The sequence below is a fragment of the Aestuariivirga sp. genome, assembly GCF_044238155.1.
Lineage (GTDB): Bacteria > Pseudomonadota > Alphaproteobacteria > Rhizobiales > Aestuariivirgaceae > Aestuariivirga.
On sequence record NZ_JBIIDX010000003.1, the window covers coordinates 34,649 to 48,534 of the forward strand.

General features: G+C 60.2%; 14 protein-coding genes. 7 read left to right on the forward strand and 7 right to left on the reverse strand.

What is annotated here, in order from left to right:
* Positions 1 to 2: 2 nt before the first annotated feature.
* Together ACILRN_RS00750 and ACILRN_RS00755 are read left to right on the forward strand one after the other, a co-directional pair.
* Positions 3 to 614 (forward strand): HAD family hydrolase, encoded by a 612-nt coding sequence (locus ACILRN_RS00750; protein WP_395684678.1) that lies wholly within the window; start codon positions 3 to 5, stop codon positions 612 to 614.
* On the forward strand, positions 611 to 1,966 hold the full coding sequence (locus tag ACILRN_RS00755) for an MATE family efflux transporter (RefSeq protein WP_395684679.1): 1,356 nt from the start codon (positions 611 to 613) through the stop codon (positions 1,964 to 1,966). The genes ACILRN_RS00750 and ACILRN_RS00755 overlap by 4 nt, the downstream gene beginning before the upstream one ends.
* On the opposite strand, the gene ACILRN_RS00760 is transcribed toward ACILRN_RS00755, so the two are convergent.
* Complete coding sequence (locus tag ACILRN_RS00760) at positions 1,960 to 3,342, reverse strand: glutamate--cysteine ligase (protein ID WP_395684680.1); 1,383 nt, start codon at positions 3,340 to 3,342, stop codon at positions 1,960 to 1,962. The two genes, ACILRN_RS00755 and ACILRN_RS00760, sit on opposite strands and share 7 nt — an antisense overlap.
* A gap of 68 nt (positions 3,343 to 3,410) precedes the next feature.
* Positions 3,411 to 4,136 carry a 16S rRNA (uracil(1498)-N(3))-methyltransferase gene (locus tag ACILRN_RS00765; RefSeq protein WP_395684681.1) on the reverse strand — a complete coding sequence of 242 codons (726 nt, stop codon included), beginning with the start codon at positions 4,134 to 4,136 and terminating at the stop codon, positions 3,411 to 3,413.
* Between ACILRN_RS00765 and ubiA the strand changes: the two genes are divergently transcribed.
* From ubiA to ACILRN_RS00790, 5 genes are all read left to right on the forward strand, one after another.
* Entirely contained in the window at positions 4,135 to 5,112 is a 978-nt protein-coding gene (gene ubiA, locus ACILRN_RS00770) for a 4-hydroxybenzoate octaprenyltransferase (protein WP_395684682.1), read from the forward strand. The two genes, ACILRN_RS00765 and ubiA, sit on opposite strands and share 2 nt — an antisense overlap.
* Positions 5,109 to 6,431 carry a TldD/PmbA family protein gene (locus ACILRN_RS00775; RefSeq protein WP_395684683.1) on the forward strand — a complete coding sequence of 441 codons (1,323 nt, stop codon included), beginning with the start codon at positions 5,109 to 5,111 and terminating at the stop codon, positions 6,429 to 6,431. Before ubiA ends, ACILRN_RS00775 begins: the two co-directional genes overlap by 4 nt.
* Positions 6,418 to 7,212, forward strand: coding sequence for a 3'(2'),5'-bisphosphate nucleotidase CysQ (locus ACILRN_RS00780; protein ID WP_395684684.1), 795 nt, complete (start codon positions 6,418 to 6,420; stop codon positions 7,210 to 7,212). The genes ACILRN_RS00775 and ACILRN_RS00780 overlap by 14 nt, the downstream gene beginning before the upstream one ends.
* Positions 7,209 to 7,451: a DUF4170 domain-containing protein gene (locus tag ACILRN_RS00785; RefSeq protein ID WP_395684685.1), complete on the forward strand. Its 243-nt coding sequence runs from the start codon at positions 7,209 to 7,211 to the stop codon at positions 7,449 to 7,451. Before ACILRN_RS00780 ends, ACILRN_RS00785 begins: the two co-directional genes overlap by 4 nt.
* 128 nt (positions 7,452 to 7,579) lie before the next feature.
* Complete coding sequence (locus ACILRN_RS00790; RefSeq protein WP_395684692.1) at positions 7,580 to 8,434, forward strand: DMT family transporter; 855 nt, start codon at positions 7,580 to 7,582, stop codon at positions 8,432 to 8,434.
* A 74-nt stretch (positions 8,435 to 8,508) separates the two neighbouring features.
* On the opposite strand, the gene ACILRN_RS00795 is transcribed toward ACILRN_RS00790, so the two are convergent.
* The 5 genes from ACILRN_RS00795 to ACILRN_RS00815 all read right to left on the reverse strand — a co-directional run.
* Positions 8,509 to 9,516, reverse strand: a complete 1,008-nt coding sequence (locus ACILRN_RS00795) for a bifunctional riboflavin kinase/FAD synthetase (protein WP_395684686.1) — start codon at positions 9,514 to 9,516, stop codon at positions 8,509 to 8,511.
* A 12-nt stretch (positions 9,517 to 9,528) separates the two neighbouring features.
* Positions 9,529 to 10,416: a TIGR01459 family HAD-type hydrolase gene (locus ACILRN_RS00800; RefSeq protein ID WP_395684687.1), complete on the reverse strand. Its 888-nt coding sequence runs from the start codon at positions 10,414 to 10,416 to the stop codon at positions 9,529 to 9,531.
* On the reverse strand, positions 10,370 to 11,578 hold the full coding sequence (locus ACILRN_RS00805; RefSeq protein WP_395684688.1) for an EAL domain-containing protein: 1,209 nt from the start codon (positions 11,576 to 11,578) through the stop codon (positions 10,370 to 10,372). Before ACILRN_RS00805 ends, ACILRN_RS00800 begins: the two co-directional genes overlap by 47 nt.
* A gap of 183 nt (positions 11,579 to 11,761) precedes the next feature.
* Positions 11,762 to 13,120, reverse strand: coding sequence for an aspartate aminotransferase family protein (locus tag ACILRN_RS00810; protein ID WP_395684689.1), 1,359 nt, complete (start codon positions 13,118 to 13,120; stop codon positions 11,762 to 11,764).
* Positions 13,121 to 13,216: 96 nt separating this feature from the next.
* A partial coding sequence (locus ACILRN_RS00815) for a TetR/AcrR family transcriptional regulator (protein WP_395684690.1) occupies positions 13,217 to 13,886 on the reverse strand: 670 nt, incomplete at its 5' end.

The window sequence follows — 13,886 nt, forward strand, 5'->3', positions numbered from 1 at the left end:
CCATGAAGCCACTCTCTGTCATTTTCGACATGGACGACGTGCTTTGCCGCTACGATCTCGGGCAACGGCTGAGGGTACTGTCGCGCATCACCGGCCTTGTGCCACGCGACATTCGCGCTGCAATCTGGGATTCAGGCTTTGAAGACGAGGCGGATACCGGTGGATACAGCGACCCCGGCTCATATCTGCAGGAGTTCGGGCGCCGCCTGGACCACCCGCTTACCCGCGCCGAATGGGTGGCAGCGCGTCGAGAGGCCATGCAGCCCTGGCCCCACATGCTGGCTCTGGCAGAACGTATCGGCCGACAGGCACGAATTGCGATTTTCAGCAACAATGGCCCGATGACGAAGGCGGCTCTCGCTGAAATCGCACCGGAGATCAACGCGATTTTCAGCGAGCACTATCACTCGTTCGAGTTTGGCAGCAAGAAACCCGATCCGAAAGTCTACACCAGCCTGATGACGCGAATGGGAGTTGAACCGCAGGCGTGCCTGTTCATCGACGACAAGCGTTCGAATGTCGAGGGCGCCAGGATTGCAGGGATGCTCGCACATCATTTTCGGAGCTATGAGCGTTTACTGCCTGAACTTCAGGCGCTGGGCTTTTCTCCATGACAACCAACACCCCAGCTGTACGGGCAGCGCCGTTCATCACCGGCTCCACGATGCGTCACGTGGCCGTGATGACCCTCACCGGCGCGGTGGGGCTCATGGCATTGTTTCTGGTCGACCTGATCGATCTTTTCTTTCTATCGTTGCTCAAGCAAACAGCCGTGACCGCGGCCATCGGTTATGCTGGCACCGTCGTGTTTGTGAACCTCTCAGTGGCAATTGGTACCGGCATTGCCGCTGCGGCGCTGGTGGCCCGCAACCTCGGTGCAGGCGATGTCGCAAGAGCCCGTGAGTATGCCACAAGCGCCCTGCTCTTCTCGCTCATCGTTTCTGGACTCATCACTCTGGCCATCGCTCTTGGTTCGGGCGGGCTGCTCTCGCTGCTGGGAGCAACGGGAGAAGCCAAACGCCTCGCACAAGTCTTCATCTGGACCATGACGCCGGGCTATGTCCTGATTGGCGGCGCGCTGTGCTGTTCCTTCATCTTGCGCGGACTCGGTGATGCTCGACGCGCCATGTACATTACCCTGTCCACGGCAATCGTCACAGCCTGTGCGGATCCTCTCTTCATTTTTGGCTTGGGGCTTGGCATTCAAGGCGCGGCAATCGCGACAGTGCTGGGCTATCTCGTCTCTTTTTCAATCGGACTTTATAGCGTTGCAAGAGTCCATCGCTTCCTCAATCCGCTGCGGCTTTCGGGCCTGCGCCGGGATTTTCCGGCACTCTGGGGCATAGCCTATCCAGCTATACTCACTCAGGTCGCCACACCCTTCGCCAACGCCTACATGACTCATGAAATCTCTGCGTTCGGCGATGAAGCGGTGGCTGGCTTTGCAATCGTCGGCAGGCTGATACCCGTGGCCTATGGCGTGATCTTCGCACTGGCAGGCTCGGTCGGACCGGTTATCGGTCAGAACTATGGCGCAAGAAAGCATGACCGCGTGCGCCAAACGCTGACGGACGGATTATTGTTCTCCGCTATCTATACACTTGGCGCATCCTCCCTGCTGCTGCTGTTCCGCCACGAGATAGCCGAGGGGTTCAATGCATCAGGGCGCAGCGTCGACATCGTCGTGTTCTTCTGTACCTTCATCGGCGTGAGCTGGGCTTTTGCAGGCGCGCAATTTGTTGCGAATGCGGCCTTCAACAATCTTGGCCGTCCCAAGCTCTCCACAGCCTTCAACTGGGGAAAGGCTACATTCGGAACGATCCCATTTGCCCTGGCCGGCGCATGGCTGGGCGGCCCTGAGGGCATTCTCGCTGGAACAGCGATAGGCTCAGTCCTTTTTGGTGTTGCGGCAGTTATTGTAGCTTATCGAATCGTCAAACAAAGCGCTGCAGAGCGGCCTCAATAGGCAAAGTCCCTGAACACGCGGCGTACATCGCCTTGCCAGCTGCCATGATAGAGCGCGAGAAGGTTTTCTCCGGCTGTCTTGCCGGTCGCGACTGTTTCATCAAGCGTGTCGAGGAAAGCTGATTCCATTCGCCCCTTGCATCCGGAGAGTCCGCGGGCATCAAGCCCGGCACGCGACAGGCGCAGCACCTCGGCAGAGATCTCCCGCACGGTCCGCGAGCCAATCCTTGCATTCAGTGCCTGCCGCGGGACGTCGTCACGCAGGGCCTGGCGTTCTTCCGCGGTCCAGCTTTTCACGAGATCCCAGGCAGCATCAAGGGACGGTTGATGATAGAGAAGCCCAACCCAGAGTGCAGGCAGCGCGCACAATCGACGCCAGGGACCTGAGTCAGCGCCGCGCATTTCAAGGTATTTCTTGAGGCGCACCTCCGGAAAAATGGTAGTCAGATGATCGGCCCAGTCCTTGATGACAGGCTTTTCACCAGGGAGTTGCGGCAGGCGGCCCTGCAGAAATGAACGGAAGCTTTCTCCGGCTGTATTGATGTATTTTCCATCCCTCATGATGAAATACATGGGTACGTCCAGCGCATAGTCGACATAGCGTTCAAAGCTCATGCCATGCTCGAAGACGAAAGGCAGCATGCCGGCACGTGCATTGTCTGTATCGCGCCAGACTTCCGAACGAAACGACAGGTAGCCATTCGGCTTTCCATCCAGGAAGGGCGAATTTGCGAACAGCGCAGTCGCAACAGGCTGCAAGGCAAGCGAGACGCGCAGCTTCTGGACCATGTCCAATTCAGACGAAAAATCCAGGTTCACCTGCACCGTGCAGGTGCGGAACATCATGTCACGGCCATATCTTCCCACCCTGTCCATGTAGGGTGCCATGATGCCGTAACGTCCCTTGGGCATGACCGGCGTTTCGGCACGGCTCCAGAGTGGCGAGGCGCCTAAGCCAAGAAAGCCGATGCCCAGCCTGTCGCCGACCTCGCGTACCTGCGAGAGATGTTCATGAACTTCCTCACAGGTCTCATGAACGCTGGCAAGCGGTGCCCCCGACAGCTCAAACTGGCCACCAGGTTCCAGCGAAACATTGCCCAGGCCATTGGGGTCGGAGAGTGCAATGATGTTGTCACCCTCGTAGACGCCAGTCCACCCAAAACGGTCCCTCAGGCCCTCAAGCAGCGCCTTGATGGAGCGCGACCCATGATAGGGGACAGGCTCCAGCGTGTCCGTCAGAAAAGGAAATTTCTCATGCTCTGTGCCAATCCGCCATGCCGCCTTCGGCTTGCAGCCTGAGGCCAACTCCTCAATGAGTTGTGCTCTGGTTTCGATGGGCAGTCGGGCCTTGGGCGTGTCGGGGGTGGGTCCGCTCACGGTCTGTTTCCTGTCAAACTCGGGTGAAATGATCTAGACCATAAACTGGCCAGATGGAACAGCAACGCTCAGTGCCAGTCACCCAGAGCCGCCTGCAGCAGCGTCAGCGCAGCGACAGCGGCCGTATCTGCCCGCATGACGCGCGGACCGAGCGATAGGGGCCTCGCACCGGGCGTTGACCTCAGCAAGTCACGCTCCGCGTCGGTGAAACCACCCTCCGGACCAACGAGAACGGCGACAGGAAGCTTCAAATCCGCAAGCGCCGAAAGAGGGCTGGCTGGGGTCATCGTCTCATCACAGTAGACAAGGGCGCGGTTGGCATCCCGCCGGGCAACGAGTTCGGCAAGCTTTTCGGGCTCTGCAACCTCAGGCACAAAAACGAGATTGCATTGCTCGGCTGCTTCGCTGACATTGGCGCGCATACGGTCGAGATTGACCCGCTCCACAATTGTCCGTTGCGTGATTACTGGCCGCAGGCGTCGCACCCCCAGTTCGGTTGCCTTCTGCACGACATAGTCCAGCCGGGCATGTTTGAGGGGAGCGAAGCAGTAGTCAATATCGGGTGGCGGCACCGCTGCTGCGGACTGCCGCTCGCATTGCAGAGATGCGCCCTTGCGCGTCACGTCAGCAAGGTAACAGAGCCATTCGCCGTCACGGCCATTGAAAGCCCTGACCGGATCGCCTGCCGCGAGGCGCAGAACGGACGTGAGATAATGAGCCTGCTCACGCGAAAGCGTGATCGCCAGCCCGGCGGCAAGCTGATCCTCAATATGAAGGCGAGGGGTGGTCTTCATGGCGCTCCTGATGTACACCGCGCTCATGATCGACGCCAGAAGCCCCTCAACCCCCGCCGACCGGCATGTTGCGGACGCGGAACCGAACCACTGGGCTGACCGGCACCTGCCTCTTGCTGTGCGCCCTTATGCGCGGCTCATGCGATTGGAGCGGCCCGTTGGCTGGTGGCTGCTGCTTATACCATGTTGGTGGGGCCTGTGCCTTGGGCAGATTGCAGATGGCGGCGGGCCTCCAAGCCCGTGGTTTGCAGCCCTGTTCCTTGCCGGAGCCGTCATCATGCGGGGGGCGGGCTGTACATTCAACGACATTGCCGACAGGCATTTTGACGGCCGAGTGGCCCGGACGCAGATGAGGCCCATTCCCGCGGGGCAGGTCAGCCTGACGGCTGCCTTTGCATTCCTGCTGATTCTGTGTATCGCGGGGCTCGCCATCTTGCTCCAGTTCAACTGGTTCACGGTTATCACGGGAACGGCTTCACTGCTGATCGTGGCTGTCTACCCGTTCATGAAGCGCATTACCTATTGGCCTCAGGCTGTGCTGGGCCTGGCCTTCAACTGGGGTGCGCTGGTCGGCTGGACGGCGGTGCATGGCGGGCTATCCATTGCTCCGCTCTTGCTCTACGCAGGCGGCGTCGCCTGGACCCTGGCCTATGACACGATCTATGCTCACCAGGACAAGGATGACGACGAGTTGATCGGGCTCAAGTCCACGGCGATCAGGTTCGGTGACGCCAGCACATACTGGATTGCACTGTTCTTTGCCGCAGCGCTTGTGCTGATCGATGCTTCCATCTGGTACGCGGGCGGCAGTCTGCTTGCGCATCTTGGAGTGGCTGGAGCCGCCCTTCATGCCGGCTGGCAGCTGGCACGCTTTGACGCGGCGAATTCAACCCGCTGCCTTGAACTTTTCCGTTCCAACCGCATATTTGGCCTGATCATCACCCTGGGCCTGTTTCTGGATTCGCTTGTCTCATGACCGAAGACCTCCTTTCCATCGCAAGCACGGCCATGGCCGAAGCCTTGAAGCTGGGGGCCGATGCCGCGCACGCCGTCGCGGCCGATGGCCGCTCGACCGATGTTTCCGTGCTCAACGGGAAGATCGAAAAGGTTGAGCAGTCCGAGACAAAGGACATCAGCCTCAAGGTCTATGCGGGCAAGTCTTCCGCCAGTATCTCAGGTAGCGTCCTGACAGGTGAGGCGATCCGGCGTCTTGCCGCGACGGCCCTCGAGATGGCGCGCCTCGCCCCGCCGGACCCCTATGCCGGAATTGCCGATCCAGACCAGCTTGCCACGGAGGTTCCAGATCTCGACCTGGCTGCGCCTGATCTACCCGAGACTTCAACACTGGAGACCCTGGCCTATCGGGCGGAAGCCGCCGGACTTGGCGTAAGCGGCGTAACCAAGTCAGGAGGCGCAGGTGCTTCACGCTCGGAGGTCTCATGGGGCATTGCAATCTCTAACGGCTTTGCGCGCGGTTATCGCCGGACCGGGGTCGGACTTTCCGCATCTGTCATCGCCGGCGATGGCACCAGCATGCAGCGGGACTACGACTATTCCTCAAGCATCCATTTCGCTGACCTGCTTTCCCCAGAGGTGATCGGACAGCGTGCCGGCGAGCGTGCCGTAAAGCGACTCAATCCACGCAAGGTCAGGTCCCAGTCCGTTCCCGTCATCTACGATCGTCGCGTGGCATCCAGCCTTGTCGGCCATCTGCTCGGCGCCATCAACGGCGCAGCGATTGCCCGTGGCACCAGCTTCCTGAAAGATGATCTTGGCCAACTCCTGTTTGCGCCCGGGATCAACATCGTCGAAGATCCCTTCATCCGGCGTGGGCTGGGCTCTCGACCCTTCGATGGCGAGGGACTGGCCTGCCATCGCCGGAATCTCATCAACGCCGGGATCTTGACGGGTTGGGTTCTTGATCTGCGCGCGGCTCGTCAACTTGGCCTGGCACCGACCGGCCAAGGCTCCCGCAGCGGGCCCTCTTCGTCAAACGTCTATCTTCCACCCGGGGACCTGGCGCCAGAGGACCAAATTGGTGGCGTGACACAAGGCCTCTATGTTACCGAGTTGCTCGGATCCTCAATCAACAGTGTCACGGGTGACTACAGCCGCGGCGCGTCCGGCTTTTGGATCGAGAACGGAGCACTGGCCTATCCGGTGAGTGAAATCACGATTGCGGGCAACCTGAAGGCAATGTTCAGGACACTTCAACCAGCAAACAACCTTGAGTTCCGATCCTCGGTGAATGCTCCCAACTGCCTGGTCGAGGGGTTGACGATTGCGGGGGTCTGATAACCTCGATCATGATGCAGCCCTTCTTCTGGAAACCGTGAGGGCAGCAGGCGAACTGGGCCTCGCCCTCGCGCGGAAGCCCGACCTGCAGCGCTGGACGAAACCAGACGGTACGCCAGTGACAGAAGGCGATCTGGCGATCGATCAACTCATTCAGTCGCGGCTGAGGTCCGCCCGGCCCGGTGATGGCGTGCTTTCCGAAGAGACGCCGGACGGCCCGGATCGGCTCGGGTGTCATCGGCTATGGATCGTTGATCCCATTGATGGCACGCGAGCTTTCAGCGAAGGCCGTACCGAATGGTGTGTGGCCGCGGCCCTTGTTGTTGCCGGCCGCCCGGTGCTGGCATCCGTGTTCCAGCCAATCACCGGCGATGTTTTCCTGGCAAGAGCGGGTGAAGGCTCAACACTGAATGGCGCCCCGCTGGCCATGGCCGACCCACCAACACTCGAGGGGGCGCGGATCGCTGGAAGCCGGAAGGCGCTAGCCCAGCTTTCTCCTGCGGGGGTTTCGGGTGACAGCAGTGGCGCGCTGCCACTCCAGCTGCGCCTCGCCGCGGTGGCTGCAGGCCGCCTCGACGGCGCCGTATCATTGGGACCGCGCAATGACTGGGACCTGGCAGCTGGAGAACTGCTGGTGATCGAGGCAGGAGGCACCGTCTCCAGCACCGACGGCCGACGTTACGTGTACAATCAGGCTGAGCCATGGCAGCAAGGTCTCGTTGCCGCCGGCGCAAGGCGCCATGCTGCGCTGATCACTGCCCTGAGGACATCAGGACCATGACCGCCAACACTCCAGACGATCAGCTTCTTCACCTTGTTTTTGGCGGTGAACTTGATGATGTCGACTCGGTCACCTTTCGCGATCTTGCCAAGCTCGAGGTAGTGGGTTTCTATCCCAATTATGCCACTGCCTACCAAGCGTGGCTGACCAAGGCGCGAGAAACGATCGACAACGCTGAAATGCGTTACTTCATCGTTCACCTCCATCGTATTCTCGATCCGTCCCGCACCGGGCGGTAACTCTGGCGCATGCCTGCCCCGCTGTGTTCCGGCTTGCGCGGCTGAACCGCAGTGCTATGCGAAGACCACACTGACCGGGCGAGCCAATCAATATGTTAGCATCGAACAACCTTCGTGCCGTTCTTGCGATGGTCATGGCAATGGGCACACTGGTGACGTCCGACAGTTGCGTAAAGCTGGCTCTGGCAAATGCTCCCTTGTTTCAGTTGATGCTGATTAGGGGCCTGGTGGCGGTGGTGATCTGCCTTGGACTCATCCTGGCCATGGGTCAGGCAGGGCAGCTGCCACGCACCTTCAACAAGTGGCTAGTGGCACGCGGCCTTTTGGAGTCCGTCGCAAATGTCAGCTTCACATTGGCGCTTGCCTATGTGGCCATTGCTGACCTGACGGCGATTGCCCAAACATGCCCTCTGCTGGTTCTTCTGGGGGCTTGGGTGTTTCGCGGCGAGAGGCTCGGGGCCGTGCGTATTGTTCTTATCTTCCTTGGCATCACAGGAGCACTCATGGTTGCGCAGCCAGGAAGTGGCGCTGTTTCGCTAATGGCGAGCCTCGGCTTTCTCACGGCAATTGCCGCAGCTCTCCGCGACCTGCTTACCCCGAATGTTCCCCGTGATGTCTCGCCACTCATCGCGACCCTGACGGTGCTCCTCTGCCTCACTGCCACCGGCGCTGTGGGAACCCTGGCATTTGAGGATGCAGTGATGCCGGAGCGATGGGCTCTGATGCTCATGGTGCTGGCGGGTGCGTTGAGCATGGCCGGACACCTGCTGCTCTATATGGCCTATCAGCTCGGAGAGGCACGTACCGTGGCCCCATTCATGTATTCCCTGACGATCTGGGCCGTTCTGGCCGGTCTCTTCGTGTTCGGCGAGATTCCAAATTCTCTGGCAATCGCCGGCATGGCGCTGGTGGCGCTCGCCGGACTGGCGATCATCTGGGTGGATGGACATCAACGCCGACTGGCCAGGGCGGTCCAGAACTAGTCTATCATGGCGGTAAGTGGGCTTCGGTTTCAAAACGACCAATGTTCCGGACCGAGCTGCGCTCGGGCGAAAAGTTAGATTTGCCCCTCAGCTTGCAGCCTACCCAGGGGAAAGGCAGCGACCGGATCATCTTCGGCAAGCCGGCGGAGACGCCCGAGCGCCTCCTCACAATCAGCATTCATCTGGCTGACAAGTTCATCGATTGATGAAAATCGCTTGTCGGGCCGGATGAGATCGATGAATTCCACAAGCAAAGCCCGGCCATACAGATTGCCTTCAAAGCCGATCAGATAGACTTCGAGAAAGGTACGCCCGGTGTCAAAGGTCGGACGATCTCCGAAGTATCCGGCGCCCGTCCAGACGGCCGCAGACTTCATTGCGGCATCCCGAACGCGCACGGCATAAATGCCGCGGAATGGATCAGCCCCCTTGTCCAACACGATATTGAGCGTGGGAAAGCCGATGGTGCGGCCCCGCTGATCCCCCTTCACCACCGTGCCCAGCACCGTCCAGTGATAGCCGAGCTCACGGGCTGCAGCTGCAACACGGCCGTGGCGCAAAGCCTCACGGATCGAACTCGAGGAAAAAGGCGCATGCGGACTGCCCTCATCCGTTACCTGATCCACAATGCTCACGCCGAAGCCCATCTGCCCTCCGAGCCTAGCCATGGTGTCAGGACTTCCCTTGCGGCCTTTGCCAAAATGAAAATCGTAACCCATGACGAGATGAGCCACGCCGAGCCGTTCGACCAGGTGACTGGACACGAAATCCTCTGCCGAAAGCTCGGCGAGCGCCTCTCCGAACGGCAGCACCACCAGGAACGAGGCACCCAGAGCAGCAAGAAGCCGCGCCTTCAGTGGCTCCGGCGTCAGCCGGAAGACTGGTTGCGTTGGCTGGAAAAAACTGCGCGGATGAGGCTCGAAGGTGATGACACCCCAAGGCCGCCCGAGCCGCAACGCTTGTTCCTTGGCTTGGGCCAGAAGCGTCTGGTGACCACGGTGCACCCCGTCGAAATTGCCAATGGCGGCAACAGCACCCTTGCAGTCCGGATGGACGGGCGAAAGGCCCGTAATTATCTGCATATCAGTTCCTTCTCACGTCCACGACAGATCGCGGACGGTTGCCACAATGCGCGCGTTGGGCACTTTCTTCAGAACCTGGGCTTCCGCCAAATCCAGTCCCAGAGCTGCATCTGTCACACCTTCTGCAACAAGAACTGAATCGAGGCCATAATCGGCTGCACCTCGAATATCGGTCTCCGGCCCATCGCCAATCGCCAGCACGTCCCGCGGCGCCAGTTCACGACCCATGAGGCGCTTGGCCTCTGAGAACGCCAGATCATAGATCGGTGAAAATGGCTTGCCTGCCATCAGCACCTCACCGCCACGCGCAGCGTAGAGTTCTGCGAGTTTGCCAGCACAAAAGAGGATCCGGTCGCCCTTCCTCACAATCTTGTCAGGATTGGCGCAGATCATCGCAAGCTCGCGTTTTTGCATGTCATCCAGCAGTGGGGCGTAGCTGTCGAGATCGTCGTTGACGTCGTCAAACAGGCCGGTACACAGAACGGCTTCGGCCTGTTCCATTGGCACGCGCTCTACACCCGTACCAGCATAGATTGACAGATCACGCTCAGGGCCAAGATGAAACACTCCGCCGCCCCCATGAACCCGCATCAGCACCTGAGTGACATCACCTGAGGTAACGATGCAATCATATGCCTCAGGATTGACGCCGATCTCAGCAAGCTGCCGGGCAACACCCAAATGGCTTCGCGGCGAGTTGGTGACGAGAATGACCGATCCGCCCTCCGCGCGGTGCCGCATCAAAGCCTCGACCGTCTTGGCAAATGGCGTCAAGCCGTTGTGCAACACACCCCAGATGTCACAAAACCAGACCGGGTAGGATGCAGAAAATTGCCTCATGCCGTGGGCAGGCTCAGGCAGCACTGGCGTTGCGCTGGGAGATCGGCCCTTGACCAGCATCAGCGCGCACCTTGCGAGGGGGCGCGAAGTATGGGCCCTTCCCGAACTGGGCATATTTGCCTGCGGCAACGGCCTGCTGGCGGTTTTCAATACCATCAATCACAAGATTGATCTGTAACGATCTCGCCGTCGTGACAAGTTTCGTCCAGGAAGCGCTTGGGCCCGAGCCCGCGTCTGCGGCATAGGGCGGGAATGACAGATAACACACGCCAAGCTGCCGCAAGGCTGCCAGGTCAAGCCCACCCACATAGACTTCACGCAAGGCCAGCGCCGCACCAGCACGTGCCAGCCGCGCAAGATTGTCTATACCCGTAGCATCAAGCCGCCCAAGGTCCTGCTGCGCGAACTCGAACACAAGTCCGTTCGCCAGATCGGGCTCATGTCGCAGCAGAGACAACAGCCTTCCTGCCTCCTCGCGCGCGCTGAGGGTCTGCCGGCCAAGCGGAAGAATTATGCGCAAACCGGGATTTCGGTTGCGCAATCGGCTCAACACCGGCATGGCCATTCTGACCAGGCGGGCATCAATCGAGGGGCGAAGGCCGCTATGGTCCGCCTTTTGCGTGACCTCGTCATGCGTCACGGTCTTTCCGCGGCTGTCGGTGAGGCCGATGAGGGCGCGATAGTGTTGCGTCACGCCATCCTTGAGATCGACGATCGGCTCCAGCCAGAGGGTCAGTTCATCGCGTCCTGCGGGGGCTTCGACAATGGGACTGGAAACGGACCTCTTCGGCGCCACGGCCTTCTCGGCCGTGAATTGCTTCTGCGCATAGGATGATACGACTGGGCGCGGCGAACGGGGCGGTTCCCCGGGCTGACGGCGCGGCGTTCCACCTCCAGCAGCAGTATCTTCTCCCCTTGGGCTCGCCGGGGGATCAAAAGCATCGCGCTGTTCGAGGACAGACAGACGCTTCATGGCCTCCAGGCTGCTGGCGGTTACGTCCCGAAGGGCCGACTGCTGGGCTGCCAGAGAATCCTGCTGCTGACCCAGGACGACAATGAAAGACCCACCAGCCAGGACCATTCCACATGCCAGAAGAAAAATGGCGCCGGACATCAGCCAGGCGCCCGTCGAGGGCGCGGTCAGCACAAAGGCTGCGATGCCAATCGCCGAAAGCGGAAAAACTGAGAGCCCCAGAGTCACCGGGACCATGTGTCGAGACATGCGCGTTCTGCCCCCGTCACCTGCGCCAGCCGGGCGCTATTCGGTGCAATTTATTGCATGCCAGCGCCCGATTCGGGAATCGCACGATTTGGCCGGGGCTGGAAGCGCAGATTGATGGCTGCGAACAGAAAAGGCCGGGGAACGTCGCCCCCGGCCCCTGCAAGGTCAATTTCCGGGCCCGGATCAGGCTACCGAGGCCAGGATCTTGGGCATCTTGTCAGAGAAGATCTCGTCGATCTGGTTGGCATTGATCATCAGTGGGGGTGACAGGGCAATCGTGTCGCCTGTGATGCGGACCATCATGCCCACATCGTGGAACCCGTTTTCCATCGCCTTATAGGCCCGGAGCCCCGGCGAACCCTCCAGCGGCTTCAGGTCAATCGCGGCAACCAGACCGAGCGTCCGGATATCCTCCACCAGCGGGTGGCCCTTGAGTGTGAAAGCCGCATCCGCCCAGGTGTTTTCGAGCTTCCTGGCGTTTTCGAACAGCTGCTCGTCACGGTAGACGTCCATGGTGGCAACGCCTGCCGCTGCCGCCATGGGGTGGCCGGTGTAAGTGTAGCCATGGAAGAGCTCGATGACATGATCGGGCCCGTTCATGAACTTGTCGTAGATGCCCTGGCGCACCATGCAGCCGCCCATCGGAACGGTACCGGACGTTACGCCCTTCGCAAAGGTGAGGATGTCGGGCACCACGCCGAAACGCTCGGCAGCAAAGGCATGGCCAAGGCGGCCAAACCCTGTGATAACCTCATCAAATATCAACAGTATTCCATGCTTGTCGCAAATCTCGCGCAGCTTTTTGAGATAGCCCTTGGGCGGTGGCAGAACGCCGGTGGACCCTGCCATCGGCTCAACGATCACGGCGGCGATCGTTGAGGCGTCGTGCAACGCGACGAGACGTTCCAACTCTTCGGCGAGATGCGCGCCCCACTCCGGTTCACCTTTGGTGAAGGCCTGTTCCTTGCGGTTGTAGGTGTGCGGCAGGTGGTCTACGCCAGCCAGCATCGCCCCGAACCACTTGCGGTTGGCGACCATGCCACCCACCGAAATACCGCCAAAATTGACGCCATGGTAGCCGCGCTCGCGGCCGATGAGCCTGGTACGGCTGGCTTGGCCATTGGCGCGGTGATAGGCCAGCGCAATCTTCAGCGCCGTGTCCGCGGCTTCCGAGCCAGAATTGCAGAAGAATGCGTAGTTCAGGTCGCCCGGCGCCATGGTGGCGAGCCGAGACGCCAGTTCGAACACCTTGGGATGGCCAAACTGGAAGGTGGGAGCGAAATCGAGTTCAGCCGCAGCCTTCTGGATTGCACTGACGATCGGCTCCCGGCAATGGCCGGCATTGGAGCACCAGAGACCCGCCGAACCATCCAGAATGGGCCGACCAGTCATGTCGTAGTAATGCATGTCCCTGGCACGGGCGATCATCCGCGGCCGCTTCTTGAAGGCGCGGTTGGGCGTGAAGCCCATCCAGAACGGCTCGAGATTGTTGGGTGACGGTTCCCAGGCAGTTGCGCCTGTCATGTTCACAGGTTTGTTCATCGGTACTTTCTCCTCCGATCGTTACCTTCTGATAGCAGAAAGAGGCTGATTGTGGAAATACGCCAGCTTCCGGCGTTGCCGGGGGCCAGAGCGGGCCTAAGGCCGGGTAGAGGGTATCCAACCAAGCAGGATGGCCGAATGCTGCCGGTGAAGGAGGCCCCGGAGCTGGTCCATGCTCATCTGCTCGGATTTGACGAAGATCACGAAGTTCATGTTGGTATTGTTGAAGATGACCTCTCCGATGCTGGCAGCGTCGGCTTCCGGTCTCAGCAGGCCGAGATCCTGAAGCTTGGCCAGCAGGCTGCAGGTCTGTCGGGCCAGAGCCACATCCAGGGCAGCGTAGGTCTCGCCGAAGGGGCTGTTCGGCTGCGTGGTGGAAATGGCCATGGCCTGGCGCCACATTTCCTTCGACAGGTAGTGCAACGAGTGGGCCACATAACCGCCGATCAAGGCATCCACCGCCGCCTCCAGCCCGCTGGGCGGATCAGCGATGACCGCCTCGCCAGCCTTCAGAACCTCCTCGACCTCCAGTGAGACGATGGCTACCAGCAGATCGCCCTTGTTCTGGTAGTAATTGTAGATAGTGCCGATTGCCACCTCCGCTTCCGCGGCGATCGCTTCCATCTTCACATCCTCATACCCATGCTCGCGAAACAGGCGCGCCGCCGACTCCAATATGCGGTCATGACGCAGGGCTTTCTGCTTTTCTCGGAGGCCGGACATTGTCGCAACATGGCAGGTTTTTGAAATTGACTCAATTTTAAAA

Excerpts from the sequence above, each read along its gene's own strand:
- ACILRN_RS00750 (WP_395684678.1), top strand. The coding sequence starts at position 3 with ATGAAGCCACTCTCTGTCATTTTCGACATGGACGACGTGCTTTGCCGC.
- ACILRN_RS00755 (WP_395684679.1), top strand. The coding sequence starts at position 611 with ATGACAACCAACACCCCAGCTGTACGGGCAGCGCCGTTCATCACCGGC.
- ubiA (WP_395684682.1), top strand. The coding sequence starts at position 4,135 with ATGGCGCTCCTGATGTACACCGCGCTCATGATCGACGCCAGAAGCCCC.
- ACILRN_RS00765 (WP_395684681.1), bottom strand. The coding sequence starts at position 4,136 with ATGAAGACCACCCCTCGCCTTCATATTGAGGATCAGCTTGCCGCCGGG.
- ACILRN_RS00775 (WP_395684683.1), top strand. The coding sequence starts at position 5,109 with ATGACCGAAGACCTCCTTTCCATCGCAAGCACGGCCATGGCCGAAGCC.
- ACILRN_RS00785 (WP_395684685.1), top strand. The coding sequence starts at position 7,209 with ATGACCGCCAACACTCCAGACGATCAGCTTCTTCACCTTGTTTTTGGC.
- ACILRN_RS00790 (WP_395684692.1), top strand. The coding sequence starts at position 7,580 with ATGGTCATGGCAATGGGCACACTGGTGACGTCCGACAGTTGCGTAAAG.
- ACILRN_RS00795 (WP_395684686.1), bottom strand. The coding sequence starts at position 9,516 with ATGCAGATAATTACGGGCCTTTCGCCCGTCCATCCGGACTGCAAGGGT.
- ACILRN_RS00800 (WP_395684687.1), bottom strand. The coding sequence starts at position 10,416 with ATGCTGGTCAAGGGCCGATCTCCCAGCGCAACGCCAGTGCTGCCTGAG.
- ACILRN_RS00805 (WP_395684688.1), bottom strand. The coding sequence starts at position 11,578 with ATGTCTCGACACATGGTCCCGGTGACTCTGGGGCTCTCAGTTTTTCCG.
- ACILRN_RS00810 (WP_395684689.1), bottom strand. The coding sequence starts at position 13,120 with ATGAACAAACCTGTGAACATGACAGGCGCAACTGCCTGGGAACCGTCA.